Source organism: Dyadobacter sp. UC 10 (genome assembly GCF_008369915.1).
Classification (GTDB): Bacteria; Bacteroidota; Bacteroidia; order Cytophagales; family Spirosomataceae; genus Dyadobacter.
Window position 1 is genome coordinate 1,506,147 of sequence record NZ_VSRN01000001.1, and the last position, 26,310, is coordinate 1,532,456.

23 protein-coding genes are annotated in these 26,310 nt (G+C 45.3%); 4 read left to right on the forward strand and 19 right to left on the reverse strand.

Features of this window, described 5'->3' with window-relative positions; genetic code table 11:
• Window positions 1-41: 41 nt before the first annotated feature.
• Window positions 42-344: an SCP2 sterol-binding domain-containing protein gene (locus FXO21_RS05945; RefSeq protein WP_149639237.1), complete on the reverse strand. Its 303-nt coding sequence runs from the start codon at window positions 342-344 to the stop codon at window positions 42-44.
• 209 nt (window positions 345-553) lie between these two features.
• On the opposite strand from FXO21_RS05945, the gene FXO21_RS05950 reads away from it, so the two are divergent.
• From FXO21_RS05950 to xylA, 3 genes are all read left to right on the forward strand, one after another.
• A complete protein-coding gene (locus FXO21_RS05950; RefSeq protein WP_149639238.1) occupies window positions 554-979 on the forward strand; it encodes a hypothetical protein in 426 nt (141 codons plus the stop codon).
• A 140-nt stretch (window positions 980-1,119) separates the two neighbouring features.
• A complete protein-coding gene (locus FXO21_RS05955; protein WP_149639239.1) occupies window positions 1,120-3,237 on the forward strand; it encodes a peptidylprolyl isomerase in 2,118 nt (705 codons plus the stop codon).
• A gap of 134 nt (window positions 3,238-3,371) precedes the next feature.
• On the forward strand, window positions 3,372-4,700 hold the full coding sequence (gene xylA / locus FXO21_RS05960; protein WP_149639240.1) for a xylose isomerase: 1,329 nt from the start codon (window positions 3,372-3,374) through the stop codon (window positions 4,698-4,700).
• 68 nt (window positions 4,701-4,768) lie between these two features.
• On the opposite strand, the gene FXO21_RS05965 is transcribed toward xylA, so the two are convergent.
• From FXO21_RS05965 to FXO21_RS06025, 13 genes are all read right to left on the reverse strand, one after another.
• Complete coding sequence (locus FXO21_RS05965) at window positions 4,769-5,272, reverse strand: hypothetical protein (protein ID WP_149639241.1); 504 nt, start codon at window positions 5,270-5,272, stop codon at window positions 4,769-4,771.
• A gap of 198 nt (window positions 5,273-5,470) precedes the next feature.
• Window positions 5,471-7,183, reverse strand: coding sequence for a GMC oxidoreductase (locus FXO21_RS05970; RefSeq protein WP_149639242.1), 1,713 nt, complete (start codon window positions 7,181-7,183; stop codon window positions 5,471-5,473).
• A gap of 106 nt (window positions 7,184-7,289) precedes the next feature.
• A complete protein-coding gene (locus tag FXO21_RS05975) occupies window positions 7,290-7,808 on the reverse strand; it encodes a gluconate 2-dehydrogenase subunit 3 family protein (protein ID WP_225865586.1) in 519 nt (172 codons plus the stop codon).
• A 50-nt stretch (window positions 7,809-7,858) separates the two neighbouring features.
• The gene (locus tag FXO21_RS05980) at window positions 7,859-9,103 is read right to left on the reverse strand and encodes an MFS transporter (protein WP_149639243.1); all 1,245 of its coding nucleotides are present in this window, start codon (window positions 9,101-9,103) and stop codon (window positions 7,859-7,861) included.
• A 140-nt stretch (window positions 9,104-9,243) separates the two neighbouring features.
• A complete protein-coding gene (locus FXO21_RS05985; protein ID WP_149639244.1) occupies window positions 9,244-9,720 on the reverse strand; it encodes a lipocalin-like domain-containing protein in 477 nt (158 codons plus the stop codon).
• A gap of 132 nt (window positions 9,721-9,852) precedes the next feature.
• Entirely contained in the window at window positions 9,853-11,439 is a 1,587-nt protein-coding gene (locus tag FXO21_RS05990; protein ID WP_149639245.1) for an MGH1-like glycoside hydrolase domain-containing protein, read from the reverse strand.
• Window positions 11,440-11,456: 17 nt separating this feature from the next.
• Complete coding sequence (locus tag FXO21_RS05995) at window positions 11,457-12,461, reverse strand: T9SS type A sorting domain-containing protein (RefSeq protein ID WP_149639246.1); 1,005 nt, start codon at window positions 12,459-12,461, stop codon at window positions 11,457-11,459.
• A 107-nt stretch (window positions 12,462-12,568) separates the two neighbouring features.
• Window positions 12,569-14,110, reverse strand: coding sequence for a sulfatase family protein (locus FXO21_RS06000; RefSeq protein ID WP_149639247.1), 1,542 nt, complete (start codon window positions 14,108-14,110; stop codon window positions 12,569-12,571).
• 23 nt (window positions 14,111-14,133) lie between these two features.
• Window positions 14,134-15,297, reverse strand: coding sequence for a cellulase family glycosylhydrolase (locus tag FXO21_RS06005; RefSeq protein WP_149639248.1), 1,164 nt, complete (start codon window positions 15,295-15,297; stop codon window positions 14,134-14,136).
• A gap of 12 nt (window positions 15,298-15,309) precedes the next feature.
• On the reverse strand, window positions 15,310-16,359 hold the full coding sequence (locus tag FXO21_RS06010) for a family 43 glycosylhydrolase (RefSeq protein ID WP_149639249.1): 1,050 nt from the start codon (window positions 16,357-16,359) through the stop codon (window positions 15,310-15,312).
• Window positions 16,360-16,809: 450 nt separating this feature from the next.
• Window positions 16,810-17,883 carry an aminotransferase class V-fold PLP-dependent enzyme gene (locus tag FXO21_RS06015; RefSeq protein ID WP_149639250.1) on the reverse strand — a complete coding sequence of 358 codons (1,074 nt, stop codon included), beginning with the start codon at window positions 17,881-17,883 and terminating at the stop codon, window positions 16,810-16,812.
• A gap of 29 nt (window positions 17,884-17,912) precedes the next feature.
• The gene (gene serA, locus FXO21_RS06020; protein ID WP_149639251.1) at window positions 17,913-19,820 is read right to left on the reverse strand and encodes a phosphoglycerate dehydrogenase; all 1,908 of its coding nucleotides are present in this window, start codon (window positions 19,818-19,820) and stop codon (window positions 17,913-17,915) included.
• 152 nt (window positions 19,821-19,972) lie between these two features.
• A complete protein-coding gene (locus tag FXO21_RS06025) occupies window positions 19,973-20,944 on the reverse strand; it encodes a YheT family hydrolase (protein ID WP_149639252.1) in 972 nt (323 codons plus the stop codon).
• Window positions 20,945-21,054: 110 nt separating this feature from the next.
• On the opposite strand from FXO21_RS06025, the gene FXO21_RS06030 reads away from it, so the two are divergent.
• A complete protein-coding gene (locus FXO21_RS06030) occupies window positions 21,055-21,246 on the forward strand; it encodes a cold-shock protein (protein ID WP_031526203.1) in 192 nt (63 codons plus the stop codon).
• Between the two features lie 62 nt (window positions 21,247-21,308).
• Here the strand turns inward: FXO21_RS06030 and FXO21_RS06035 are convergent, their stop codons facing one another.
• The 5 genes from FXO21_RS06035 to FXO21_RS06055 form a co-directional block, all read right to left on the reverse strand.
• Entirely contained in the window at window positions 21,309-22,238 is a 930-nt protein-coding gene (locus tag FXO21_RS06035) for a polysaccharide deacetylase family protein (protein WP_149639253.1), read from the reverse strand.
• Window position 22,239: 1 nt separating this feature from the next.
• On the reverse strand, window positions 22,240-23,262 hold the full coding sequence (locus FXO21_RS06040; RefSeq protein WP_149639254.1) for an aldo/keto reductase: 1,023 nt from the start codon (window positions 23,260-23,262) through the stop codon (window positions 22,240-22,242).
• 112 nt (window positions 23,263-23,374) lie between these two features.
• Complete coding sequence (locus FXO21_RS06045; RefSeq protein ID WP_149639255.1) at window positions 23,375-23,755, reverse strand: co-chaperone GroES; 381 nt, start codon at window positions 23,753-23,755, stop codon at window positions 23,375-23,377.
• A gap of 93 nt (window positions 23,756-23,848) precedes the next feature.
• Window positions 23,849-25,309 (reverse strand): MBOAT family O-acyltransferase, encoded by a 1,461-nt coding sequence (locus tag FXO21_RS06050; RefSeq protein ID WP_149639256.1) that lies wholly within the window; start codon window positions 25,307-25,309, stop codon window positions 23,849-23,851.
• Window positions 25,299-26,276: a glycosyltransferase family 2 protein gene (locus FXO21_RS06055; RefSeq protein ID WP_225865587.1), complete on the reverse strand. Its 978-nt coding sequence runs from the start codon at window positions 26,274-26,276 to the stop codon at window positions 25,299-25,301. Before FXO21_RS06055 ends, FXO21_RS06050 begins: the two co-directional genes overlap by 11 nt.
• Window positions 26,277-26,310: the final 34 nt, after the last annotated feature.

A 26,310-nucleotide genomic window follows, 5' to 3' on the forward strand; every position in this document is an offset into this window, starting at 1 on the left:
CTAGCCTGACAGACAGAAAAGTCAACCCATTTACTGCCCTACTATCTCCCCCCGAAAGTTTCAGCGATTTTCATGGCGACACCCATATCACCGTCAATTTTCAGCTTACCGGTCATCAAAGCCATCATCGCATTTAAGTCACCATCAATCAGTTTGAGGGCATTTTTGGTTGAAACCTCGAAAATGCAATCTGCTTCCTTGTCTTCATTTGAAACACTATTCGGCACCGACTTACCGTCGACGAAAACCGTACCCTCGTCGGTTACAAATTTGGCGGTTGCGCCGAGACCACTGTCGGTTCCCAGCATCTTTTCAATTCGTTCGGTAAGTGTTTGAAGGCTCATATTGTTGGCTTTTCTGTTGTTGTTAATAAAGTCAAACGTGAACGACAAATGTATGTTGGACGTTAAGAATATTCAAATCGGCTTTGGTGTTTTCATCTAAATCCGCAAATTTTACATGGCAGGCCAAAAAGATCTGCTGATTATCCGACTCAATGAGTGCTCCTGTAATACGTCCAACTTTCCTCACTATTTTGTGCTTCCTAACCTTCATGAGTTCAGTTTCCGGCCTTTGGACGCAATCCGAAAGACTCTGGAGTCCCGGCATTACCGCTGACAAAACGCGGGAGACATTTGAAAGTGTCCGTGAAAGCCTGGACAATCAGAACAGTACAGCCGATACCCAGACCATGGATAAAATGTTCGAGGCTGTGATTGAACAAACTACCGCCGACTCGATCAGGACCGGGGCAATCATTATGCTGATTTTTGAATCACTTGCACTTTATGCCGCATACCTCATGTGGAACCTTCAAAAAAAGGGCTTTTACCTTTACCTGGCCGGCATCGCCGTCGCTTTCCTAGCCCCTCTTTTCCTCATAGGCGGCTGGCTGGGTGTGATTAACGCGATGGCAGGTATAATCCTAAGCGTTTTTATGGCTGTCCTATACGCCTTCAACCTGAAACACATGTCTTAAATATCAGTGTATTATCCAATCCTATCTTAACCCTAACGCGCAGCAACTCACGATATATCCAATTCGTGAAATTGAAATGTAAGGTCTTGCTTTCCACGAAGAAAAGATTTTATTTTGCGCACTAATTTTGAATCGAGAAAATGGCTTTAATTAACAAGATCAGAGAGAAATCCGGGGTTGCCGTGACGGTAATCGCTGTCAGTTTAATTCTTTTTATGATTGGCGGCGACCTTCTAGGCCCCAATTCGATGCTGGGAGGAAATAATAACCAGGTAGTAGGTGAGATAGCCGGCAAAGAAATTAATATCAAAGATTTTCAAGGCCGGGTTGACGGATTCCGCCAGAACTACGAAGCACAGTCGGGCCGCAGCCTCAATGAGGGTGAGCTTGCTTCCCTGAGAGATCAGGCCTGGAATCAGTTTGTTGTTGATATCGCCTACAAAAAACAGTTCGACCAGCTAGGCCTGACTGTTACTGATGATGAACTATATGACATGGTTCAGGGAAATCACATCAGTCCATCCATATTACAGGCGTTTTCGGACCCGACAACCGGAAAATTTGACAAGAACGCGGTTATCAACTATCTGAAAAACCTCAAAACACTTCCTATCGAGCAACAAAAATCGTGGGAGAACTTTGAGAAAAGCCTTCGCGAGGAACGTACGCGCAGTAAATATGAAAACATGCTCCGCCTGTCAACCTATACTCCAAAGGCCCAGGCTGAAAAAGAATATGTAGCGCAAAACACTAAAGCCAATTTGCGTTACCTGTATGTACCTTATTTCTCGGTTGTAGATACTACAATTAAAGTTACCGACGCGCAGCTGGAAGATTACCTCAGCGCACACCGCAAAGAATATAAAGGAACTGATACGCGTTCCATCGAATACGTTACTTTCCCTGTGCAACCTGCAAAGGACGACAGTGCAGCTCTTTATGCAGAGATTAAAGAATTGGCGAGAGGCCTTGCATCTGCACCAAACGATTCGGCTTTTGCAAGTATGAACTCCGATATTCCGCTTCCGATCAATATGTCGCTGGCGAATATGTCCGATCAACTCAAAGAAGCGGTGAAAACTTTCGTTCCGGGCGGCGTTTACGGTCCGTACCGCGAAGGAAACACTTACTACATTTACAAGTACGGCGGTACCCGCTCGGATACGGTTTCGTCTGCAAGAGCAAGTCATATTCTGATCCGTGCGGAAAACCAGTCAGACTCAGCAAAGGCTGCTGCCCGTGTAAAAGCGGAGGGTATCCTGGCGCAGATCAAGGCAGGTGCTAATTTTGAAGCATTGGCTGCTACTTCCAGCGCCGATCCCGGATCCGCTCAGCGTGGTGGGGACCTGGATTATTTCCAGAACAACGGTGCGATGGTAAAGCCATTTGAAGATGCCGTTTTCTCGGCTACTGCTCCTGGGTTGATTCCAAGACTTGTCGAAAGCCAGTTCGGTTTCCACATTATTAAGGTAACCGACCCGAAATCAAATACCCTGTACCGCATTGCTGCAATCGGAAAAACAATCGCTCCAAGTCAGGCGACACGTGATGAAGCTTACAGAAAAGCGGATGAATTTGTTAACTCTGTCAAAACAAAAGAACAGTTTGAAGAGGCGGTTAAGAAAAATAAAAACCTGGTTGTAGCGACAGCAAACCGTATTCCCGAATCCTCAACCAATATCAATGCGATCAAAAACGGTCGTGAAATTGTAAGATGGGCTTTTAAGGATGATTCAAAAATCAACTCGGTATCTCCGGTATTTGAAACAGAAGAACAATATATCGTGGCAGTTCTTACTGGAAAGTCCGATGCGAAAGATGTTAAAGTCGATGATTTCCGGGATGAGCTTACTACAAAAGTGCGCAACCAGATCAAGGCTGAACAAATCACTGCTAAGCTGAAAGGTGCTACCGGTGACCTCGACGCGATTGCTAAGAAATATGGCGCAGGTGCATTGGTTGAGTCCGCAAATGATATTTCACTGGCAACCGGTTTCCTTACCAGTGCTGGTTTTGATCCAATTGCACTGGGAAAAGCTTTTGGCTTGAAAGCCGGTCAGAAATCTGATGTATTCACGGGTGAGAACGGTGTATTCATCGTAGAACTTCTGAATAAAACGGATGCTCCGAAAATCGCAGATTTTACACAATATAAAACGCAATTGACCCAATCACTGGAAGGCAGAATGTCTTACCTGGTGAACGAGGCCATTCGTGATAACGCAAAAATCGAAGATAACAGAGCCAAATTTTTCTGAGACATATAAAAAATAATTAGTTGCGGAGGAGCAGAATTCATTTCTGCTCCTCTTTTTGCTTCAGTACTGCAAAAAATTCAGAAAAAAGTAATAGTATTGCAGTATCAATTGTCAATCTTACACTTATAATCACAATGAGCATCTTACTCGGAGAACAGGAGTACTTTAAAGGAGTCGGGAAAATCGCTTTTGAAGGACCCGAAACAGATAACCCGTTGGCATATCGCTGGTATGATGAAAACCGCATCATCGCTGGAAAAAGCATGAAAGACCATTTGCGGTTCGCTGTTGCTTACTGGCATACCTTCTGCGGATCAGGTCTGGATCCTTTCGGCGGACCAACTCTTTTCTATCCCTGGGATAAAAAAGCGGATGCAGTTGATCGCGCAAAGGACAAAGCTGACGCAGCATTTGAACTGATCACCAAATTAGGCTTGCCATACTATTGTTTCCACGATCTGGACGTGGTCGATTATGAAGATGACGTTAAGACAAATGAAAAACGCCTGCAAACACTGACCGCATACCTTGGCCAGAAACAAAAGGAATCAGGCGTAAAATTGCTTTGGGGAACCGCTAACCTGTTTGGCCACCACCGTTATATGAACGGCGCGTCAACCAATCCGGACTTTGCAGTAGTGGCGCATGCAGGAGCCCAGGTGAAAATGGCATTGGATGCTACAATTGCTCTGGGTGGTGAAAATTACGTGTTCTGGGGAGGCCGCGAGGGATATATGACACTCCTGAATACTGACATGAAAAGAGAGCAGGAGCACTTTGCGCAAATGCTTAAAATCTCTGTTGCTTATGCGCGTGCGAATGGTTTCAAAGGCAAATTCTTTATCGAACCAAAACCTTGCGAACCTACCAAGCATCAATATGACTACGATGCGGCAACTGTGATCGGTTTCCTTCGCCAGCATGATCTGTTGAATGATTTCGCGTTAAACCTGGAAGTAAACCACGCAACGCTGGCGGGACATACATTTGAACACGAGTTACAGGTGGCAGCAGACGCCGGCATCCTGGGGTCAATCGACGCGAATCGCGGAGATTACCAGAATGGCTGGGATACCGACCAGTTCCCGAACGATCTGGCAGAATGGACAAAAGCATTGCTTGTCATCCTGAAAGCAGGTGGCTTGCAAGGCGGAGGGATCAATTTCGATGCAAAACGTCGCCGCAACTCAACTGACATGGAAGATGTATTCCACGCGCACATCGGTGGCGTCGACACGGTTGCAAGAGCGCTTGTTATAGCCGACAAAATCATCCAAAACGGAGAGTATGACAAAATCCGGACAGACAGATATGCGAGCTTTGACGGCGGAAAAGGCGCTGATTTCGAGAAGGGCGCATTGAAACTGGAAGACCTCTTCAACATCGCCGCAGCCGGCGGTGAGCCTGCAATCACTTCGGGCAGACAGGAATATCTGGAAAATCTGATCAATCGCTTTATTTAAGTAATATAAAGGTATTCATAGCATAATGGCCGGTGATAAACCGGCCATTATTTTTTTGCGCTATCAAATTAATCCTGCTGGCTTAACTCTTTGTCAATCGCAACGACGCGCTGCTGAATTTCTTTTTGCACTGTTTCAAGCCGTTTATCCTCCATAGGCTTCTGCATTTCCAGAATGTTCGCCTGCAAAAGGTCACGCTCTTTTGTGAACTTATCCTTTTTTTCTGTCAGGCGCTTTTTGGAATTATCATTTGCAGAGCTGATTTTCTCATCCAGCTTGGTTATGCGCTCCTGAATCTTAGTTTCGCGCTCTTTAAGTGAAGTCAGATATTCCTGCTGTTTTTCACTCAATTTGGCATTTGCATCAAGCAAGTCTTCTTTTGCTTCTGACATTTCCTCCTTACTGCTATCACCGGAAACCTCCTCGGTAGTTTTCTTGGCAGTTTCAAGTGCCTCTTCCTCTGCATTTGCGAGCTCTTTTCTGTCTTTGTCGGCCTGCGAGTTACAGCTCGATACCATCGAGCCAATTAAAATTGCAGCACCCGCAACCCAAACGTTCATTGTCTTTTTCATACCTGGTTGATGAATTTTTGTTTAAAAACCACCTATTGAAAAATCAATGCCAGAAGGGGCAAAAAAAAGCAAAGCTCCTGGAAAGTTTCCAGGAGCTTTTATCTAGTAATAAGTTTTGGGTTATCAAATTGCGTGCAAACAGGATATCATAATGCCTATCCGCCGAATTCTAAAAGAATCAAAATCTGCTACTTTTCATTACAAATTCTTCGCTTTCATTTGCTTTACAGCATAGTCTACCGCCCTTGCGGACAGTGCCATATAAGTAAGCGAAGGGTTTTGTGTAGAAGTGGAAGTCATGCATGCACCATCCGTCACGAATACGTTTTTACAGGTATGTAATTGATTCCATTTGTTCAGTAACGATGTTTTAGGGTCTTTACCCATGCGTACACCGCCCATTTCATGAATATCATTACCGGGGTTCCGCTTGCCATCATGTGCTTTCACATTCTTGAAACCTGCGTTAGTAAACATTTCACTTACCTGCTCCACATAATCCTTGATCATTTTTTCGTCATTATCGTCGTAATCCACAGAAATATTCAGCAGAGGAATACCCCAGGCATCTTTTTGTGTTTTGTCAAGTGCGACGTAATTACTTTCCTTCGGAATCGTTTCGCCCATCATGTGAGAACCTACACCCCAGTTACCATATCTGGTGCTTTGCAGCCCCTCTTTCAAAGACTCGCCAAGCCCGCTCCTGTCATTGGAAGTCTGGCGGTATGCAGAGAAACCTGCTGCATATCCTCTTAAAAAGTCAGTCTCCTGTTTATAAACATTTCGAAAACGCGGAATGTACCCTCCGTTCGGCCTGCGCCCGTCCGTCGTTGAATCAAGGAATCCCTCATATTCGCCTGAGACACTCGCGCGGTAGTTGTGGAAAGCTACATATTTGCCCAAAACTCCACTGTCATTTCCCAGGCCATTCGGAAAACGGCTGGATGTGGAGTTCATTAGCACGAGATTGGTATTCAATGCAGCTGCATTCACAAAAATGATATCAGCATAAAACTCCATCATCTGGTTCGTGGTCGCATCGATCACTCTTACCCCGGAAGCTTTTTGTTTTTTGTCGTCGTAGATAATTGAATGCACCACAGAATGCGGTCTCAGCGTCAGATTTCCGGTTTTCATTGCCCAGGGAATTGTGGACGAATTACTGCTGAAATATCCGCCAAAAGGACAGCCGCGTTCACAGATAGTCCTGTGCTGGCATTTGGCCCGCCCCTGATCAAGGTGAATTTGCTGCGGGTCGGTAATATGCGCTGCCCGGCCAATGATAATGTGGCGGTCTTTGTATTGTTTGGAAACCTGCTCTTTAAAGTACTTTTCGACACAGTTAAGCTCATGCGGCTTGAGAAACTCACCATCCGGCAGCGAGTCGAGTCCGTCTTTGTTACCGGTAATACCGGCAAACTTTTCAACGTGGCTATACCAGGGAGCAATGTCATCGTAACTGATTGGCCATTCAACTGCAAATTTGTCACGTGCAGGACCTTCAAAATCATATTTGCTCCAACGCTGCGTTTGTCTGGCCCACAACAGAGATTTGCCCCCAACCTGGTAGCCGCGCAACCAGTCAAAAGGCTTTTCCTGCACATAGGGATGCTCATTATCTTTTACAAAAAAATGTGCAGACGATTCCTTGAAATTATAACACCTGCTCGCAATCGGATTGGCGTCCGTAATTTCTTTCGGAAGCTTTTCGCGGTGCGGAAATTCCCAGGGCATCATATTCGTGGTTGGATAATCCTTGATATGCTGCACATCCCGGCCCCGTTCCAGAACGAGCGTTTTCAATCCCTTTTCGGTTAATTCTTTGGCCGACCAGCCGCCACTAATACCCGACCCGATCACAATCGCATCATAAGTCCGGTCTTTTTTGCTATCTATATTAAAATTTGCCATAGTAGGTTTATTAGAGGGAGAAAGGGGGGAAGGGGGGAAGGGAGGAAGGAGGAAGGATTAAATTTTTTAATTCCGCTCCTCCATCCTCCCTTTCTCCCCTTCCTCCTTATTTTTTTACCGGGACACAGCCGTGATAACGAGCGGGTACCATTTCGTAGTGGGTAATATTTGTCATCACGTATTCGGAGGTCATATATCCCTGAATCGTCAGGTTTTTGGTCAAACTGAAAAACCCTTTTTGGGTCGGGTCACTGCTTGCTTCGAACTCTTTCAGTAATTGCAAACGCTGGTCTTTGCTGCTATCGGCGAAAGATTTGCCAAACTTTTGCACACTTTGCTCGTCAAGGTTCGAAATGCCGCTGGCAAAGCCGGTCTGCGTTTTAGAATCGTAGCAATCCTTCACCATCTTTTGCACAAAATCGGAAACACCCAATTCTCCCGCGCCGGGTGTATCGGTTTTAGGTATCATCGTTTCCACGATAGCAGTCAGGTTTTTCGCCTGATCTGCGGACAGGAAGCCCGTCTGGACTACCGATTCCTTCGTCCAGCCCGAGGCCCATGCCGGCAAATTTGCCAGAGCACCCACAGCCAACGCCATGCTTTTTAAAGCTATGCGCCTTTCCATTCCTTATATATTTTGATTGTGAATATTCAAACCCGCAATGAGTCTCCCTCCTATTCTTCTAAAAAGTCTAAATCCCTGCCGTGTGTTTCAGGCACTGTTAAAATGCAGTAAATACCTATTGCAAAACAGATTACCCCTACGAGCGCGCCTGAATTGATCACTGAAAAAGACTCTTTAAAACTAGCAAATAAAGTCGTCATTAACACCACAGTTCCACGAACCATATTGGGTACGGTCGTGGCCGCCGTTGCTCTCAGGTTGGTACCGAACTGCTCTGCCCCGATGGTTACAAACATCGCCCAGTAGCCAATACCAAAACCAAGAAAACCAGCTGCCGCATAAAAATAAGCAGGCGATTTGATTCCTGCGTACAGATAGACGAGGCTTCCTACTAACGTAAAAATCATCAGGTACAATACAGCTTTCTTACGCGATTCGAGCCAGTGACTGATAAAACCACTCGCCAGATCACCAATAGAAAGTCCAACATAGCACCACATAATAGACAATCCCGGCTTGATTCCCTCCTGAATGCCCAGTGCCCGCCCGAACTCATTACTGAAAGTCGCCAGGATGCCGATCACAAACCAGGTTGGCAAGCCAATCCCTATGCATCTGAGGTACCTGAAAAGGCGGTCGCGATTTGTAAACAGGGCAAAGAAATTGCCTTTTTCAACCTGTTTCTGATCTTTGATATCTTTGAAAATCCCTGATTCGAAAACACCGATCCGAAGTAAAAGCAGCGAAATCCCCAAACCGCCACCTATGAAGTAAGCATATCGCCAATCGAAAAACTCGACCGTAAAGTAGGCTACTACCGCGCCGAGAAGACCGATACCGGCTACCAGTGACGTACCGATCGCACGCAAATGCTTGGGCAGGATCTCAGAAACCAGCGTAATACCAGCCCCCAACTCTCCTGCCAGACCCACACCGGCTATAAAACGCAAAACTTTGTATACATCTGCATCCTGCACAAAGCCACAGGCAATATTGGCAAGCGAATAAGTAATAATGGAGCCGAAGAGAACGGAAAGCCTGCCTTTTTTATCTCCCAAAACACCCCACAAAATTCCTCCTAAGAGCAATCCCGTCATTTGCCAGTTCAAAATACTGGCACCGGTGATTGAAATTTCGGCCTCGGTAAGCCCGAGCGCAACCAGACTGGGAATGCGTACAATCCCGAAAAGAAGCAAATCGTAGATATCGACAAAGTAACCGAGCGCTGCAACAATAACGGGTGCACTAAAAAGGTGGGAAGCATCTGAACGAGGTGCCTGGGTAACAGAATTCATCTAAATAATATGGGTTTCTTAGGAATATCTGCAATATTATGCAAATAGCCGGACATAAGACCGGCTATTTGTTCGATAATTTCTAAATTTTAAAGAGAAAGTTGTGTTTCAGCGAACTTTCACCCGGTAACCCGGAGAGCTTATGCTTTCTTAAATACCAGTGTTATCTTATAAGGTTCGCCATCCTCCGTTTCTGTATAGGACCATCTCATTTCGTTGCCTTTCAGTTCCAGGTCATAGTCCTCAATGTCGCTTCCGTCGATCAGTTGGATCTTGTTCCCAACTACTTTCCAGCCTGCATCCTCCTCAATAGGAGAATCTTCCATCGTACAGCCAGCCGGAACAGTTCCTGAAAGAGTACCGTTGCCTTTAAAGTTGAAAGTAGTTTGTGAAATACAATTGTTTTCTGCCATTGCTTCTAAAAAAGCCAGATAATCAGTAATTCCATTCTGTGCAGGATCTACAGTGATCGCGGATATTTTCCAGGATCCTTCCACACCATTTCCGTTGCCGCCGGGAGTAGGGTCGTCTTTGTCTTTTTTACAGGATACAGCTGCCGCCAGCAACATGACAGAGAGAAAAAGACTGGTCAATTTTTTCAAGGGTAACATTTTCATGACTAAGTTGTTTTATGTAAATAATCACGAAAATAGGCTAGCACCCTTGTGTGTGAAAATGGTTTCGAGTAAGCGGTATTGAATTTGAGTAAGCGGTAGAAATGAGATTCCTATTTGTTGCCGTGATGAAGTTTACAAGGGTATTTCAGCCTTTTGAATGTTGTCCGCTGCAAACTTCTCGACGCCGTTTACCAAAACCCTGAAACCTTTTCCTCTCCGGTATCGGTTTCCGGATTTATCGTAGATGACCGTAATCATCTTTCCGTGGTATTTCACACGATCCAGGCAAAAGTAATCCCACTCATTTTCAGGAACCAGCGGGTTAACAATCAGTATATTTCCGGGCTGCGGCCTGATGCCGATCAGCCCGGAAATCACCAGGTCACAGAAGGTGGAATGATTGTAATCTTTGCCCCGCTCCTCACCTCCTTTACCCGCAGACCAACTCCCGCTGTCCCAGCTTTTCAGGCGTGTTCTTGAAATCCAGTCTCCGGTAAAGGGATTCAAATTTTCATCTATCCAGGGAACCATGGTGCTGTCTGCGGATTTAGACTGCTGTGCCCGGCTGTAAGTACGTAATGCTTCCAGGTAATCTTCCTGAGTCACATATTTCTGCTGGTAATTATTGAGCAAATTCGCCATTGCAGTAAGCGTTACAGAAGTTGCAAAAGGCCAGCTCGGCCCGTTCCACTGGCATTCGTGCCCTTCATAACTGATCCGAAAACCGGGATGACGCCGCTCTACGCTCGTCAAACCAAAAGGCGCAGCAAATCCGCTGGTATCCCGTATCTGCTGCCACGCTACCGCATGTTTCTCACCGGGCATATTGAAGTACCAGGGTGTAAATCCGTGCAGTTCGCGTGCATCGGATTTTGTAAGATGTGCGTGTCCGCAGGGAATTACCTTAAAAAAGGCGGCTTCTTCGTCCCACAATTGTGCGAACACATTTGCCTTGATATCAGCTGCCTTTCGGGCAAACACCTCCTTAACTTCTTTGTCGCCGTTAAGCTTGGCCAGATAAGAAATTGCCTTTGCGTCGCCATACTGGTAACTATTAATGGTTGCGCGATAGCCGAGACCGTCCTTGCTCATCGCGCCTGAAACTGAAACTTCCATTCCGTCCCTGTCGTCCTTCTGCCAATAGAGCCCTGTCGAGTCCAGATGCTCTTTTTCCCAGGCAGTATAGTTTTGAATCAAATCGGGCAGCAACTCCAGCCCGACTGCATAATCGCCCTGGACTTCACAAAATCCGGTAATCGCATCGGCTGCCCAGAAGCTGTACGACCTTGGATTTCCACCTTTTTTAAACCAGAACCTGGCATAGTCGGCAAGATAGACCGGGTTATGCAGCCAGCGGCCTTCATAAAAGTGGTGACCAGCCGGACAGCTGATCGTGTTATGCTTCCCTGCCCAGGGTACATTCGGCAGAAATTCGGTTATAACATATCCTTCGGGCGTTTCCCTGATATGCTTCCGGTATGTCCACCACCGGAAATAATAAGTCTTTTCCAGTTGTTTGTCAGGACATTCAAAAAAGGGGATGTTTGCTTCCATGAATGCCCAGGCCTCGGAGTTAGGGTATTTTTGCTGATAGAGTTCACGATCATTTCTGTTGAATTCATTGACATAATGCTCGAAATGTTCTTTACGTAAAACGTCCTTTTGCGCTGCGACGAAAAAAGGTGAAATGCATATCAGAAAAACCACAATATATTTCATAGCGACACAAGCGGAAATTACTGTACCAGTATTTTAAAATTTCTCCTTCGGCTTTGCAGATCCTGGTAGTTGAGAATATATACTCCGGGTGCCAGATAACCTGACGTAAAAATCTCGGATAAGCCTTTTTGTAAAGGACGGGTCTTGAACGGAACTTTGGTGCCGCTACTGGAAACAAGTTGCAAAGTATTCAAGTCAACAAAGTCTGTCGAAACAGCAAAAGTATTTCCTGTCACCGGATTTGGCATCGCAACTGCCCCGGCAGGCAAGCTGCGCTGTTCGCCTTCCCTGATCAGGATATCGTAAATTCGTATTTCTCCAAGCCCATTACGAAATCTCAGCTCAAAATTGGAAAGCTTGCCAGGAGAAAATTCAGAATTTCCCGGATAAGCAGTACTACCCAAAGCGACCGGCTCATTATCGACCCACAAATCATAAGTACCGGAAGAAACTACCCTTTCCTCTAACTCACCAGGCATTTGATAATTCAGCATACTATTAGAATTATTTAACACCCAGGTGAGCGTGATCCGTTTTTTTACCGGAATAGATTGGCTTGTCCGCTGCGTTTCAGGGTCTTTTATATAGATTGAATCCTTCAAGAAATTCACTGTGCACTTGGAAAACATCAGATCATTTCCCGGAAAAGAATTGTTGACCGGGTCGAAATTTTCTCCTAAATACAAATAGATTGCATTCACAGCATTGGCCTGGACCGACTCTGCGCTCATTGTGATTTGTACAAATAACGTCTTAGGTGCCGGCTGAAACGGGGTGGCCCGCATTGCCCTGATAATTCCGCCCGTTGCCGAATCCTGCTGCGACCGCACCAGCTTCAAATACCCTTTATGAAATTTATGGTACGAAAGCTCAGGCGCCGTGAGAATCATGTGACTGAACTGGCCCGTATCCGGCTGCGGGTTCACCAGCGCAGTTGTTTTCTCAAAATCCTGATGAAAATACACGGTTTGCGCGTTACTGGCCGAAAATGCAAAAAGCACTGCAATGAGTGCTTTTTGCATGCTGGAAATTAGTGAATAGCTGTTTTGCATAAACTGTTAGCGTTTATGCATTTAGACGTCACTTTATTGTAATAGTAACTTAGTAGTTAGTCTCTTTTTTTGAAATACTATCTGCTGCGGCCTTCACTTCTGATCTTTTCCAGTTCTGCTGCCATTGTTTTGACCTTTGCCGGGTATTTATCAGCCAAATTTATTTTTTCACCGATGTCCTTGCTCAGATCATAAAGCTGCGGTTTGGCATTATTGCCGGTTTCTGTATTTGTAAGCTCCGCAATGGCTTTGCCGTCACGGGGCTCAATGTATTTCCAGGTGCCTTGTGTAATGGACAAAGCTCCGCCCTGCTTTATTAAAAAGCCACGCCCCACTTTGCTTTTGCCGATCATTGCGTCCATTACATTAAAGCTGTCGACCGCATCGTCTCCATCCAGTTTTTGCTGAAAAAAGTTTGCGAACGACGCGAGCAGGTCGATCTGGCAAATCAGCGCGTCAGAAACCGTTGCAGGTTTTATCGTCTGGGGCCAGCGTGCCAGCCATGGAACCCGGCTGCCACCTTCGAAAGCGCTGTATTTGCCTCCGCGGAGTGGCCCGGCCGGGCTGTGCCCTTTTGCTAGTTCCACTGCCCTATCCGCATAACCATCGTCTAAAACCGGCCCGTTGTCACTTGAAAAAATAATGAGCGTATTGTCTGCGATCTTGAGTTCGTCCAGCTTTTTTAATATTTCACCAACTGTCCAGTCCATTTGCAGGATTACGTCGCCCCGCAGCCCCATTTCGCTTTTGCCCTTAAACTGCGAACTCGGCATTCGGGGAACGTGGATATCATTCAATGAGAAATACAGAAAGAACGGGGCTTTGCTGTTATCCTCCATAAACTGCTGCGCCTTGCTCAGAAAAACATGGGCGATTTCCTCGTCAGTCCACCGCGTTTGCTTTCCTCCGGTCATCCAGCCAATCCGTCCGATTCCGTTCACAATGGTATTATTATGGCCGTGATTGGGGGAGGCGGGCAACTTGAGTAGCTCCGGATTCTCTTTCCCGGTCGGTTCATCCCCGATTTTTTTCGAGTAATCGACTTCAATCGGATCATTTTGATCCAGCCCCTGAACTTCGTGATTTTCTACAAATACAGTAGGCACACGATCAGAAGTGGCAGGAAAAAAATAGGCATAATCAAAACCAACTTCATTAGGTCCTTTCGTGATCGGCTTATTCCAGTTGATATGCTTACTGCTTTCTCCCAGCCCCAAATGCCACTTGCCTACTGAGGCCGTTTTATAACCGGCCTTTTGGAATAACGCAGGCAGCGTAATGTGGTCGGTCGGAATGATCAGTGATGCATCACCCGGCAATACCCCCGTTCCTTTTTGTCTCCAAGGATATTTACCTGTCATCAATGCAAACCTCGAAGGCGTGCAAGTTGCCGAGGAAGTGTGGGCATTTGTAAAGCGAATACCCTCTTTCCCGATCCGGTCGATGTTCGGAGTACTGATTTTAGCAGCACCATAAGCGCTGAGATCTCCATACCCCACATCGTCGGCGTAAATGAAAATGACGTTCGGTTTTTGCTTTTTCTGAGCTGATGTGAACGCCGGTACCAGCAATGCAATTGCCAGTACAGCATTCAAAAACCATTGTTTTTTTTGAAACATCTTTTCGGGATAAGTGGTCGAAACTATCTTGATGCTGTCAGCTCTTTTATTAAATCTGTTTCCTCTTTTTTGTAAGGCGTTCCATCCTTCCTGAAAATATCATGAAACCAAAGCTCAGGCTCCTTCGTGTAAGTTTTCTTCCAGCTGTCCCACGGGTAAATCGTCTGAGACTTGCCACTTACCAGTCCCCAATTGATCGCACCTACGTTATATTTTTTAGCGATCGGCAAAGAGCCTTTGAAAAAGCTTCCGTTCCCGCGCGACATATACTCCGTGCAAATCATCGGACGGTCATAACGTTGCAATTGTTTAATGCGCTTTTCAAAATCCGCAGCATCTTCATAATTGTGGAAAGTAACAATATCAGACTGCTCAATCATCAGTTTTTCAATGGGTTTCAAAGTTTCGTGAGAAGTCCAGTCCCCGTTCCAGACACCAGCTGTAAGTGGTTGCGAAGGATTTGCGGAACGCGCCCACGCAAATGATTTTTCCAGCAAAGGCAGCACATAATCCACTTTATTAGGTATCTCAACCTTACCGTATGAGCTTGTGTTCGGGTTATCCGGCTCATTCCAGATGTCCCAGGCCAGCACGCGATCGTCATCTGCAAACGCCGCAACCGTACCTTTTACATATCTTTCAAGCCTTGCATATTGCGTGCTGTCTTTCAATGCATTCAGCCCCGGACTTTGCACCCAGCCCGAATTGTGAACACCCGGCTTGGGCGCACGCTGCGTGCCTAATTTTGGAAACGGATCCCAGCAAGAATCAAATAAGACCAGCATTGGTTTGATATTATGCTTTTTGGCAATATCCAGAAAGATACCCACCCGCTTCACGAAACCTGCTGAATCTTGCTGATACAGCAGATCGTGCAGATATACACGCATGGTATTCATTCCGATCTGTTCGGCCCAGCCAAGCTCGCGATCAATGGTCGCGGTATCGAAAGACGCTTCCTGGAACATTTCAAGCTGATTAATGGCCGTGCTGGGCAGAAAATCGGCACCAACAAGCCAGCCTTGGTTCGCATACCAGTCTTTTGCCTGCTCTTTGGTCCAGATTTCCCTGGTCTGCGAAGTGGCTGTGGAATCGCCTGAGTCCTGACTATCTTCTTTCTTGGAAGAACAACTAAAAAACAGCAATGTGGCCAGTACCGTCAGTACGGTTGATTTCAATAGTTTCATTTGACTTAAGGTTTATTTAAAAATAGGTGCTTGAACGGAAGTTGTGCTAGGTTCGGCATTGACAATTTCAGGCCAGCCATTTGACCAGCTAAGCTTATCCAGCATTAAAACCCGCCTGTTTGCGCCGGTGGAGACATAGGGTTTGGTCTTGTCGATTGCGTGGTATAGCAGCCAGTCGTCTCCATTGTCGTCGGTTATAAATCTGGAATTATGTCCCGGGCCGGCATACTTGTCATTCATATGTAACAGCATGGTACCGGTTCCCCGCTCTTTCAGGTCTTTACCATCTTTATCCAGAAAGGGGCCTTTGGCACTTTTCGATCTGCCCACCCGAACCTGGTACTTACTTTTCGCGCCCTCGCAGCAACTTTCCTTCGAGCCGAAGAAATAATAATAGTCCCCCTTTTTCTGAATGATAACCGCCTCAAAATCGCCGGCCGCTACTTTGAATTTCTTTGAAAGATCCGGAACAGATTTACCATCCGCACTGAGCTCTACGCCATAAGTCCCCTGCGCAGCAGCGTCACTGAAACTTCCCCAAAAAACATATTTTTTATCATCTATCTCCATAAAAAATGGATCGATGGAATTAGGCACGCCTACTTCTGAGCTCAGGAATAATTTCCCGATATCTGTAAATGGACCTTCCGGAGCGTCGGCAACAGCCAGCCCGATACCCGGATCGGGATCACCCCACGTGGAGAATGCGTAGTACATATGATATTTCCCGCCTACCCGGACCACTTCCGGCGCCCAGATCCCGCCCTTTTCTTTCCAGGAGGGTTTAGTCTGAAAAGCGTCCTTTACGTATGTCCAGTTGACCAGGTCTTTTGAACTGACAATAGGGATGAGATGAGCACCTTTTCCATCGCCCCAATTGTCCATCGTCCCGTATGCATAGAACATGCCGTCATCCGCTCTTACAACGGTAGGATCAGCGAGAATAGGTTCGAAAACAGGATTGGTATAAGTAACCTTTTTTGCTGATTTGTCTTGCGAGAATGCATCAGGCAGTGTCAGAAAAATCAAGCTGGCTACCAATAATTTTGGTAAAAGCGGCATTTGGGGAATATGTTTTTTTAAAACTCTAAAAAACAAAAAGCGCAGAATCGATGATTCTACGCTTGATATTCTGATATAAGGACTAAAATTAATTCACTGATCTCACTTGCTCCACCAACTCAACCGTTACATCTACAAGTCTGGCAATTGTAATGTTATCATATTCAGTTTCCCGGATCAAGTTCCGAATAAGCTTCAATTTGGTTGCATACTCAGCTTTGTTCCCAAAAAATTCTGCTCAAACTTTGTTGGCAAGAAAGTTACATTCTCATCGGTCAGTATAGCGAATGCGGTAGTGCGCGGGCGGTAGTTGTCCCAGATCCTGTAATAGCAGGTAAACATGCGATCCGCAAAATTTCGATTTCCAGAGTATATCGTGGGTATACACAAAAAAGAGGTTGTTTGAACTGAGACGTTCAAACAACCTCCTGGTCATAAAGTATTTCCGGCTTAAAGTTTTCCGAGCTCAAAAAGCAGCTTTTCAACTTCCTCCGGAGAAGTAGCAGGGAAGTTGGCGATCCTTAACTGAGACGATTTAAAATCTCCATAACCGCTGCCAACCACCATTCCCTTGTCTTTCATCGTTTTTATGATATCTGCCGAAGGCTGCTCCGTATTGGTTACTATTACGGTTTGCGAGCGGAATGTTTTTTCTTTCACAAAAGGAGTAAAACCTGTCGTTTTATCAATGAATTTATAGATCGCCGCCGCCTTTTGCTCAGTTTGCTTTCGGATAGTCTGCACGCCGATCTGATTAAAATCCTCCGCAATTTTACCCAGCAAATAAATACCCATTACATTAGGTGTAGCAGGCGTTTCATTATTTTGCGCATTCTTCCAAAGCGTTGGCAAATCATTGTGTGCGCCGATCGAATACTGCTTTTTAATGCTCTGCGCTTTTTCCAGACACTTTTCGCTGACGATCCAAACGCCCAGGCCAGCGGGAAGACCAAAAGCTTTTTGCACAGAAAAGAATGCAGTATCGATCAGACTATAATCCAGTTCCGGATATGGCGCTGATGAAACCATATCCACGGCAATAAACTTGTCCGGATTCTTATGTTTCAGTTTGTGAATCTCATTAACAGGCATTTGAACGCCGGAACTGGTTTCATTGTGCGTCACGCAAATCAGTTCCGCATATTCAGGAACTTCGATTTCTGAGGCTGAAAACCCTTCGCCCATCGGCTTTTCAAACTTGTGAGCGTACTTGTTCAGCGCATTGGAATAGTCGTAAAACTTTTTCGAGAAGGATCCATTTACCAAATGGAAGCTTTCCAGTTCCACACAACTGAAAAGGATACGTTCCCAGGCTTCCGAGGCCGATCCGAGAAAAAGGATTGCATGTGTCTCCGGCACTTTCAGAAGCGTGCGCAGCTGATCAACAGTGAACTTGTGCAGGTTCCGGTACTGCTGGCTCCTGTGACTGATCGCTCCGAGCTGATCAGCCACAAAAGTTTGTAAATGCTTCTCGAATGAAGGATATAGCTGGGCCGGGCCCGGCGTGAAAAATGTAAGTGGCATATTCGCTGATAAATGAACTGGCGTTAAACTCAATAAAGCATCCTGAAACGGATCGTACCTTCCAGCTCTTTCACTTCCTGAATAAATTCTTCGGTGTACCCTTTTTCAATATCTACGATCACATAACCGATATGTTCGTTGGTTTTGAGGTACTGCCCGGTGATATTGATATTGTTTTTGCCAAAAATATGGTTCAGCTTGGCCAAAACGCCTGGTACATTGGCGTGAATATGAAGCAAACGGTGCGAATCTTTCAATTTCGGCAACTGCACTTCCGGGAAGTTCACACTTCCGTAAGAGCTGCCATTATTCATAAATTCGAGTAACTTCGAAGGCACAAAATGTCCGATATTCTCCTGCGCTTCTTCGGTGCTTCCCCCAATATGCGGGGTTAGTATCACGTTCGGCAGGCCCAGTAGCTCACTTTCGAATGGTTCGTCGTTCGTTTTCGGTTCTTTTGGAAAAACGTCCACGCCCGCTCCTGCTACTTTTCCGCTTTTCAAAGCATCCGCCAAAGCCTTGATATCTACCACGTGGCCGCGCGACAAATTCAGGAATATCACTCCCTTTTTCATCAGGTCAAATTCGCGCTTGCCGATCAGATTTGTATTTTCCTTTCTACCGTCGACGTGCATACTGATCACATCAGCGATCGAAAGCAGTTCTTCGAGCGTATTCAGTTTCTTGGCATTACCGATAGAGAGCTTTTCAATTTCGTCATAAAAATAAACCTCCATACCCAATGCCTCAGCCACAACCGAAAGCTGCGTTCCGATGCTGCCGTAGCCCACCATTCCAAGTTTTTTCCCACGGATTTCAAAGCTTCCGCTCGCTGATTTATCCCAGATTCCCTGGTGCAGCTGGTTGCTTTTGCCCACGATATTCCGGATCAGCAGGATCATTTCACCTACCGCCAGCTCGACAACCGAACGTGTGTTACTGTAAGGCGCATTAAATACCGCGATCCCCTTTTTCGCAGCTTCGTCCAGGTCTATCTGATTGGTACCAATGCAAAATGCGCCAATCGCCATAAGCCGGTTTGCATTTTCAAGAACCCGCTTGGTGATATTGGTTTTTGAACGTATACCTATGATCGACACATCCTTTATCCGTTCGCAAAGCTCGTCTTCGTCCAATGCGCCTTTCACAAATTCCACATTAAAACCTTCTGATTCAAAGGCTCTTAATGCGGCCGGATGCACGTTTTCCAGAAGCAGCACTTTAATGCGGCTTTTCGGATAAGACTGGCTCCTGCTTAATTTATTATCGTATAAAAAATCGTCAAAAGAACTGGCGATATGGTCTGCAACCGCAGTTACCCGCGGCCTGTCCACGTTTTCAGTAAATGCATAAAATCGGCTTGCAAGGCCTGATGCTTTCAATTCATAATCGGTATAACCGTCTCCAATTGCAAAAATTTCTCCTGCGAGGTTCAGGGAAGCAAGTATCTTAATCTTGCCACCGTCCATTGAAAGCTCGTTTTCCTCATCAATACCGATGATATTACCCTCCTCGTCGAATACAAACTCGTTGGCATAAACGTGATCCGCACGAATGCCAAACTCAGTTGCTACCGGCACGATAAACTCTTTAAAACCGCTGGAAACGATATAAATCTGATCTGTATTTTCAGTCAGAAACTGCGTATTCCTTTTAAACGAATCAGAAACCTTCGTTTTCAGCAAATTCACCAGTTCGCCTATGTGGGAGCGGTTTGCTTTCAAAAGCGAGATCCGCTGACGCAATCCCTCGGCAAATGACATTTCGCCATTCATTCCCTTATTGGTCAGATCAGCAATTTTTTGAACAACCTGATCTTGTTCAGGGTGCCCTTTCAATGCGATCGCTGCAAGTTCGTCCAGTCCTTCTACTTTGGTAAAAGTGCTGTCAAAATCAATGATAATGTACGGTAACGGATTGAGTGTTAATGTGGACATGAAGCAGGAAATAACTGAATAATAATCGGGTCAAATGAATTAACGTCTGGCAGGGTCAGGCTTTTGGGTTTCTGCCGCAAAATTACGAATCTGTTTAGATAAGACCTCAACAAAATGTTGTTCGTAAGAGTTTAAAACAAAAAAAGCATTTCCTACCACCGAAAAAACTGCTCAGCCGTTTTTTCCGACCAGTAAAATTCGTCCGTCAGCTTTGAAGGGCGGAATCCGCAGTGGCCGCCCTGGCCTGACGCTAGTAATGTTACTGATTCGTGATTTTGAAGCAGATCGAGTGGCAGACTTGAATACGGGACAATAGGATCGTTTTTAGCATTGATGATCAGCGTAGGCACTTCTATATTTTTGACGAAATGCATCGAACTGCACTTTTCATAGTAATCATCGGCGCCGCTGAAGCCGTGAAGCGGGGCAGTATAGATATGATCAAAATCGTAAAGCGTTTTAACGTGCTTTCTGTCCGAGAGTGATATTCTGTCAGGGTACAAGACGGCTTTAGCTGCGACTTTGGGATTCAACGTATTTAAAAATCGCTGCATGTATACCCTATTCTCTCGTTTAATGATCGCCAGACTGCACGCTTTCAGATCCATCGGAACACTGAATACGAGTGCCTGTTTGATTTGTTTAGTAAGTTCATGCCTGCTTTCGCCCAGGTATTTAAGCGTCAGATTACCTCCCAGACTAAATCCGATCAGACTTATTGTCTTATATCCCCTGCCATTTGCATACTGGATGACAAGATCAAGATCTTCGGTTGCGCCGCTGTGATAGAACCGGGCGGCATTATTCATTTCCCCTCCGCAGCTTCTGAAATTCCAGGCAAGACAATCATATCCGATCTTGTTCAAAAGCTTCACCATTCCCAGCATGTACTGCCGCGTACTGTCTCCTTCCAGCCCGTGTGTGAGGATCGCAAGGTGCTTTGAAGGTGTATTTTTTGCGTGAGACCAGTCGAGATTAAGAAAATCTTCATCGGGAGTTACAATTTTTTCCCGGAAATATTTCACCTCATTGACTTTCCTGAAAAGGGCAGGATAAATGCTTTGAAAGTGCCCGTTCGGCAACCAATACGGGGAAATGAGGCTGTCAGCGTGTATTAGGGGCATGCGTTTTGGGGTAATTTATTAAGAACAATTCTAAGCAAAATATTTTTTTAATCTTGTTTATATATTTTTTCTACATACATTTGATTTTTAAAAATATAAGATCAATTCTAATGGCAGAAGGTACAGTTAAGTTTTTCAATGATTCCAAAGGATTTGGATTCATCCAACCAGCATCAGGTGAAAAAGACATTTTCGTTCACGTTTCAGGTCTTCAAGACGATATCCGTGAAAACGACAAAGTGTCTTACGACGTGGAAAATGGAAGAAAAGGTCTAAACGCAGTTAACGTTCGCGTTATCTAAGTTTAGTCATAATAAGACATTTCGAAAGCATGCATCACTGCATGCTTTTTTTGCTTTCTGCCCTATTTGACTTTCGTCATTTCTTCGTAAGCCCGCTGGATACCCGGATTAGTAGGTTCCGCACGCATTGCCGCTCTCCTTTTGACCGGGTCCTTCATCCAGCGATAAAGCCACGAAAAACCCGCATTCCCATAATAGTAATTGACCGACTGATAAGCAGGATCCGCTATTGCCTCTTTCAGACTTATCATTTTGTAATTCTGCTCTTTCAAAGCCTGAACCAGCTCAGGAAGGTAATCAGTGTTGAGGCGGTTGTCGTGACACAGGTAAATGTGCTTCAATTCCCTTCCAAACATAGCAGCAGAAATAGTATCCATGTAGGCGAAAAGCTTCATGCTCGCTGCAACATATTGATCTCCTATCGAATCAGCAAGCAACTTGTTTCCTTTTTCCAGCGCTTTCTCATAAAGCTGATTATACATCCAATCTTCACTTTCCACCGTAAAAGGCGTTGACTGGTAAGCTTTCTTACCCAAAAACTCCTGCATTTGAACGTGCGCAAGACTATCCTTCCCCATAGCATTGAATGGAAACCGGAAGTATTCAAGTTTTTTTCCGGTGCTTTTAAGTATTTCCAGCGTCAGCTTTTCACCTTTTATTACTTCTTCACTAAAAACTGCAAAACCGACGTCACCGTAATTCGGATGTGAGTAGCTGTGGTTACCCGGTGTGATAAAATCTTTAAGCAGCCAGGTTTTGAGTAGCAGCTCATTTTCCTTCGAACTGGCAGTCTGCATTAAATTGGCCTCATTGATAAAAATCGCAACCGGAATGTGCAGGGAATCCAGCCTTTTCAGTAGACGGGAACTTCCGTCTTTTTCGACAATATGCACATTCGGAACATCGTCGATCGTGATCGATACACTTTTCTGCGACTTGGCAGCGAAGGTAATGAGAACGAATGCGAAGAGAGCAATCAGTTTTTTATGCATATCAGCCCGGAATTCTGTCCCTGCCCTGGCGCTCGAACATCCATTGCGGATATTCGGTTTTTAAAGCGCTGATCGCATTGAGCTTTTCGAGATCTTCCGGTGTTAACAAAATGGAAGTGGCTGCGATATTTTCTTTTAACTGCTCCGGTTTTTTGGCTCCGATAATTACACTGGTAACGCTCTGCTGGTGCAAAAGCCATGACAAAGCAATCTGCGCCACCGATACCGAATGTGCTTTTGCGATCGGCTCGATCACATCAATAATATCGTACGCTTTTTCTTTGTCAATCGGCGGGAAATCGAAATTGTCGCGACGATTTTCTCCGGATGCTTCTTTTCCACGGGAATATTTGCCCGACAAAAATCCACCCGCCAGCGGGCTCCACGGCATTAATGCCAGGTTCTGGTCTTTCATCATCGGAATTAGTTCACGTTCCAGGTCCCTGCCGGCGATAGTGTAGTAATGCTGACAAGCAACAAACTTCGTCCAGCCATTTTTCTCAGCAATACCATTCGCCTTCATAATCTGCCAGGCTGCGTGGTTGCTCACACCGAGGTAACGCACCTTTCCCGACCGCACAATATCTTCCAGCCCGCGCATGGTTTCTTCCAGCGAAGTTTCCACATCTACGCCGTGAATGTAAAACAGGTCAATGTGATCAGTTCCCAGTCTTTCGAGGCTTTCATTGACGGAATCCATGATATGCAACCTCGATAAACCAATCTGATTTGCGCCCGGCGCCATTCTGCCCCTGGCTTTGGTAGCAATCACCACTTCGCTATGTTTTAAACCCAGGTCTTTAAGCGCCTGTCCTAATATCGTTTCCGATTTGCCGTAGGAGTAAACATTGGCGGTATCAAAGAAATTAATTCCGCTATCGAGCGCTGTTTTCACCAATGCACTTCCCTCTTCCTGTTGCAGTCGCCCGATCGCCTCCCAATATCCTTCTCCTCCAAAAGTCATCGTCCCGAAACAAAGCTCAGAAACCAGTACGCCAGTATTGCCTAGAAATTTATACTTCATGTTTTCTAGTTTATGAGTTTATAGTATGAGTTCAAAGTTCATGAGTTTTAAAATTATAAGTCAGAAATTCACTCATAAACTCATCGACTTTAAACTCATAAACTCCATAACCCTATTCAAACAAATCCTCCGACCGTTCCAGCATCAGAATGGACGACTGGGGGACGATTACGTATTTTTGTCCGTCGTATTCGAGGTCGATCGCATTACGCTGCAGGTAGATCGCCAAATCGCCTTCCTTCGATTGCAGCGGCATATATTTAACTTTTTCTTCAGTCTCTTTCCAGGGCTCGTCCTCGGCTGCTGCCGGGATCGGATATCCGGGGCCTACTTTGATCACATAACCTGACTGGACCTGCTCTTTTTCTGTGATAGTAGGAGGCAGATACAAGCCGCTATTTGTGCGGTCACTGGGACTTTTCGGGCGGATCAAAACCCGGTCACCTACAACTATTAAACTTTTCAACCGGTTATCAGATGTTACTTCGTACATTTTAATAAATTAAATCTATCCGGACCACTTTTGTCCTTGCAAATTGGCTAACAAATATTCAACTGCATTTGTTTGCCGTAAAACCCTTCTTCTTTAAAATTGAAAATAGATAAACTGCTTCTCTGTGATCACACTGAGCAGGTAGGTTACACACGCCAGCATTGGAAATAGAATGAAAAACACCAAAGTATTCCTGGTAGGTATTTTCTCGTAGTAATGCTCCTTCACGAGCAGCAATATGATCAGAAAAACACAAAACCACATTTCAGTCGGGTTTAACGGTGACGAAATGCGATCTGAGAGCGAGAGGTTTCCGATCTCTTTTAAAATTTCAAGTGAGCGGCTGATCGAGTTCCGGAAAAAAACCCAGGTAAGCGTGACCAAAGCAAATGTGGTCAGGACGTTAATAATGCGGGTAAAAAGATTATCAGGAATGCTGATATTTGCTTTTTTCATCCACTTGTCACGCAACGAGGCAGAGATCTGGTAAAATCCGTGTAATCCGCCCCACACTACAAAACTCCAGCTTGTACCGTGCCATAAACCACTCACCAGAAATACGATCAGCTGGTTGCGATATTTATAAAATTCTCCCTTTCTGTTTCCTCCTAATGGAATATACAAATAGTCTCTAAACCATGTAGATAACGATATATGCCACCTTCCCCAGAATTCAGGAATGGATCTGGCTTCGTAGGGTGAGCGGAAATTGTCCATTAAAGTAAAACCCATTACCCTGGCAGCGCCGATCGCCATATCTGAATATCCCGAAAAGTCGCAATAGATCTGAAATGAGTAAAATACTGTTGCTAAAAGCAAGGTAAGCCCGTTATGGTCCGAAGCGGGGTTGTATGCGTGGTCGACAAAAAGAGAAAGCCTGTCGGCGATCACGATTTTCTTAAATAATCCAAAAGCCATTTGCATTAAACCGGACTTTACCTGTTCAAAATCGTATTTGAAATACGAATGGAACTGAAAAAGCATGTTCTGCGGCCGCTCAATCGGACCGGCTACCAGCTGGGGATAAAACATTACATACAGTGCATATATCCCGAAATGCCGCTCTGCCTTTTGATTCCCGCGATACACCTCAATCGTATAGCTCATCGCCTGAAACGTATGGAATGACAAACCGATCGGAAGCAAAATTTTACCCGAACCAGTTGTAATCCACTCCACCACCTGGGTTGGCATTAATCGGGTCAGCGGTGGGAAAAGCGGGCGTACTTCCAGACTTGCCAGCAAACCATTGACCGAATCCTGTAAAAAATCGTAATACTTAAAAAAGGCGAGGATACCAATGTTGGAGATCAGACTGATGATCAGCAGCAGCTTCTTTTGTTTCTGGTCCCGTGACTTTTCTATCCAGATACCTGCATAATAGTCGATTACAATGGTTCCAAACAGGATAAGAATAAATATCGGCTTGAAAACCATGTAAAAGTAACAGCTCGTTGCGAGCAGCAGGATCCAGCGTCCACGCCACGACAGGCTGAAATAGGCCAGCGTAACTACAATAAAAAATATAATGAACTGGATCGTGTTAAACAGCATCGGGCGAAGTGTACTCTCGGTTGACTATTTCCTCCTTAATAATAAATAAGGGGCGGTTTTTAGATTGAAAAAAAATGCGCAGCACATACTCCCCTATGATTCCGAGCGCAAGCAGCTGTACACCGCTGAACAGAATGATCACAAAAAGCAGGGAGGTAAAACCTTCTATGACCTGGGCAAAAAACATCTTTTTGACCACAACTATTATAAAGTAAACCAATGAGATCAGGATCGCCAAAACGCCGACCCGGCTCATAAACTTGACAGGAAACTCACTGAAATTAAATATGCCATTATAAGCCAGGCGAAATAGCTGCCTGAAAGAATATTTCGACTCACCGGCAATACGTGCGTCACGTTCATATTCATACCCGATCTGCCTGAATCCGATCCATGACCGCATCCCTCTCAGGTAGCGGCTTTCTTCCGGCATTTTGTTCATTACATCCACTACCCTTCGGCTTACCAGCGCAAAATCCCCGCTATCGAGCGGAATATCGACATATGAAATAGACCTTAACAACCTGTAAAACAGATGATAACCTGTCTTTTTCATCAAATTTTCCTTCCGCTTTTTACGAACTGCGTAAACTACATCATTGCCTTCTTTCAAAAGCTTATAAAATTCAGGAAGAAGTTCGGGAGGATCCTGCAAATCGCCGTCGATCACGAAAATCGCCTCGGTACCCTTAGCACTTGAAATACCCGCGGTCAACGCCAGCTGGTGACCGTGGTTTCGCGAAAGAAATATACCGTGATAACGCTCGTCTGTTAGTGCCAGCTGCCTGATTTTGGAAGCCGTATCATCCCTGCTGCCATCGTCGATCAGCACCACTTCAATGGCGAGTGAACTAGAATCCATTAACGCATTGACACGCTGTATAAGCAAAGGAAACGTTTCTGATTCGTTGTAAAGCGGCGCAACAATAGATATCTGAGGGATTTTCAATTCTTCTATCGATTTCAATTTTGGCTGTTAGTCGCAAAAATACACCTTTCAG

Bases quoted from the DNA above. Each gene is read 5' to 3' on its own strand.
- FXO21_RS05950 (WP_149639238.1), top strand. From the start codon at position 554: ATGAGTTCAGTTTCCGGCCTTTGGACGCAATCCGAAAGACTCTGGAGT.
- FXO21_RS05985 (WP_149639244.1), bottom strand. From the start codon at position 9,720: ATGAAAATGTTACCCTTGAAAAAATTGACCAGTCTTTTTCTCTCTGTC.
- serA (WP_149639251.1), bottom strand. From the start codon at position 19,820: ATGTCCACATTAACACTCAATCCGTTACCGTACATTATCATTGATTTT.
- FXO21_RS05945 (WP_149639237.1), bottom strand. From the start codon at position 344: ATGAGCCTTCAAACACTTACCGAACGAATTGAAAAGATGCTGGGAACC.
- FXO21_RS06015 (WP_149639250.1), bottom strand. From the start codon at position 17,883: ATGCCACTTACATTTTTCACGCCGGGCCCGGCCCAGCTATATCCTTCA.
- FXO21_RS06035 (WP_149639253.1), bottom strand. From the start codon at position 22,238: ATGCATAAAAAACTGATTGCTCTCTTCGCATTCGTTCTCATTACCTTC.
- FXO21_RS05970 (WP_149639242.1), bottom strand. From the start codon at position 7,183: ATGGCAAATTTTAATATAGATAGCAAAAAAGACCGGACTTATGATGCG.
- FXO21_RS06050 (WP_149639256.1), bottom strand. From the start codon at position 25,309: ATGCTGTTTAACACGATCCAGTTCATTATATTTTTTATTGTAGTTACG.
- FXO21_RS06030 (WP_031526203.1), top strand. From the start codon at position 21,055: ATGGCAGAAGGTACAGTTAAGTTTTTCAATGATTCCAAAGGATTTGGA.
- FXO21_RS06045 (WP_149639255.1), bottom strand. From the start codon at position 23,755: ATGTACGAAGTAACATCTGATAACCGGTTGAAAAGTTTAATAGTTGTA.
- FXO21_RS05980 (WP_149639243.1), bottom strand. From the start codon at position 9,103: ATGAATTCTGTTACCCAGGCACCTCGTTCAGATGCTTCCCACCTTTTT.
- FXO21_RS05990 (WP_149639245.1), bottom strand. From the start codon at position 11,439: ATGAAATATATTGTGGTTTTTCTGATATGCATTTCACCTTTTTTCGTC.
- FXO21_RS05955 (WP_149639239.1), top strand. From the start codon at position 1,120: ATGGCTTTAATTAACAAGATCAGAGAGAAATCCGGGGTTGCCGTGACG.
- FXO21_RS06040 (WP_149639254.1), bottom strand. From the start codon at position 23,262: ATGAAGTATAAATTTCTAGGCAATACTGGCGTACTGGTTTCTGAGCTT.
- FXO21_RS06010 (WP_149639249.1), bottom strand. From the start codon at position 16,359: ATGCCGCTTTTACCAAAATTATTGGTAGCCAGCTTGATTTTTCTGACA.
- FXO21_RS05975 (WP_225865586.1), bottom strand. From the start codon at position 7,808: ATGGAAAGGCGCATAGCTTTAAAAAGCATGGCGTTGGCTGTGGGTGCT.
- xylA (WP_149639240.1), top strand. From the start codon at position 3,372: ATGAGCATCTTACTCGGAGAACAGGAGTACTTTAAAGGAGTCGGGAAA.
- FXO21_RS06025 (WP_149639252.1), bottom strand. From the start codon at position 20,944: ATGCCCCTAATACACGCTGACAGCCTCATTTCCCCGTATTGGTTGCCG.
- FXO21_RS06000 (WP_149639247.1), bottom strand. From the start codon at position 14,110: ATGTTTCAAAAAAAACAATGGTTTTTGAATGCTGTACTGGCAATTGCA.
- FXO21_RS06005 (WP_149639248.1), bottom strand. From the start codon at position 15,297: ATGAAACTATTGAAATCAACCGTACTGACGGTACTGGCCACATTGCTG.
- FXO21_RS05965 (WP_149639241.1), bottom strand. From the start codon at position 5,272: ATGAAAAAGACAATGAACGTTTGGGTTGCGGGTGCTGCAATTTTAATT.
- FXO21_RS05995 (WP_149639246.1), bottom strand. From the start codon at position 12,461: ATGCAAAAAGCACTCATTGCAGTGCTTTTTGCATTTTCGGCCAGTAAC.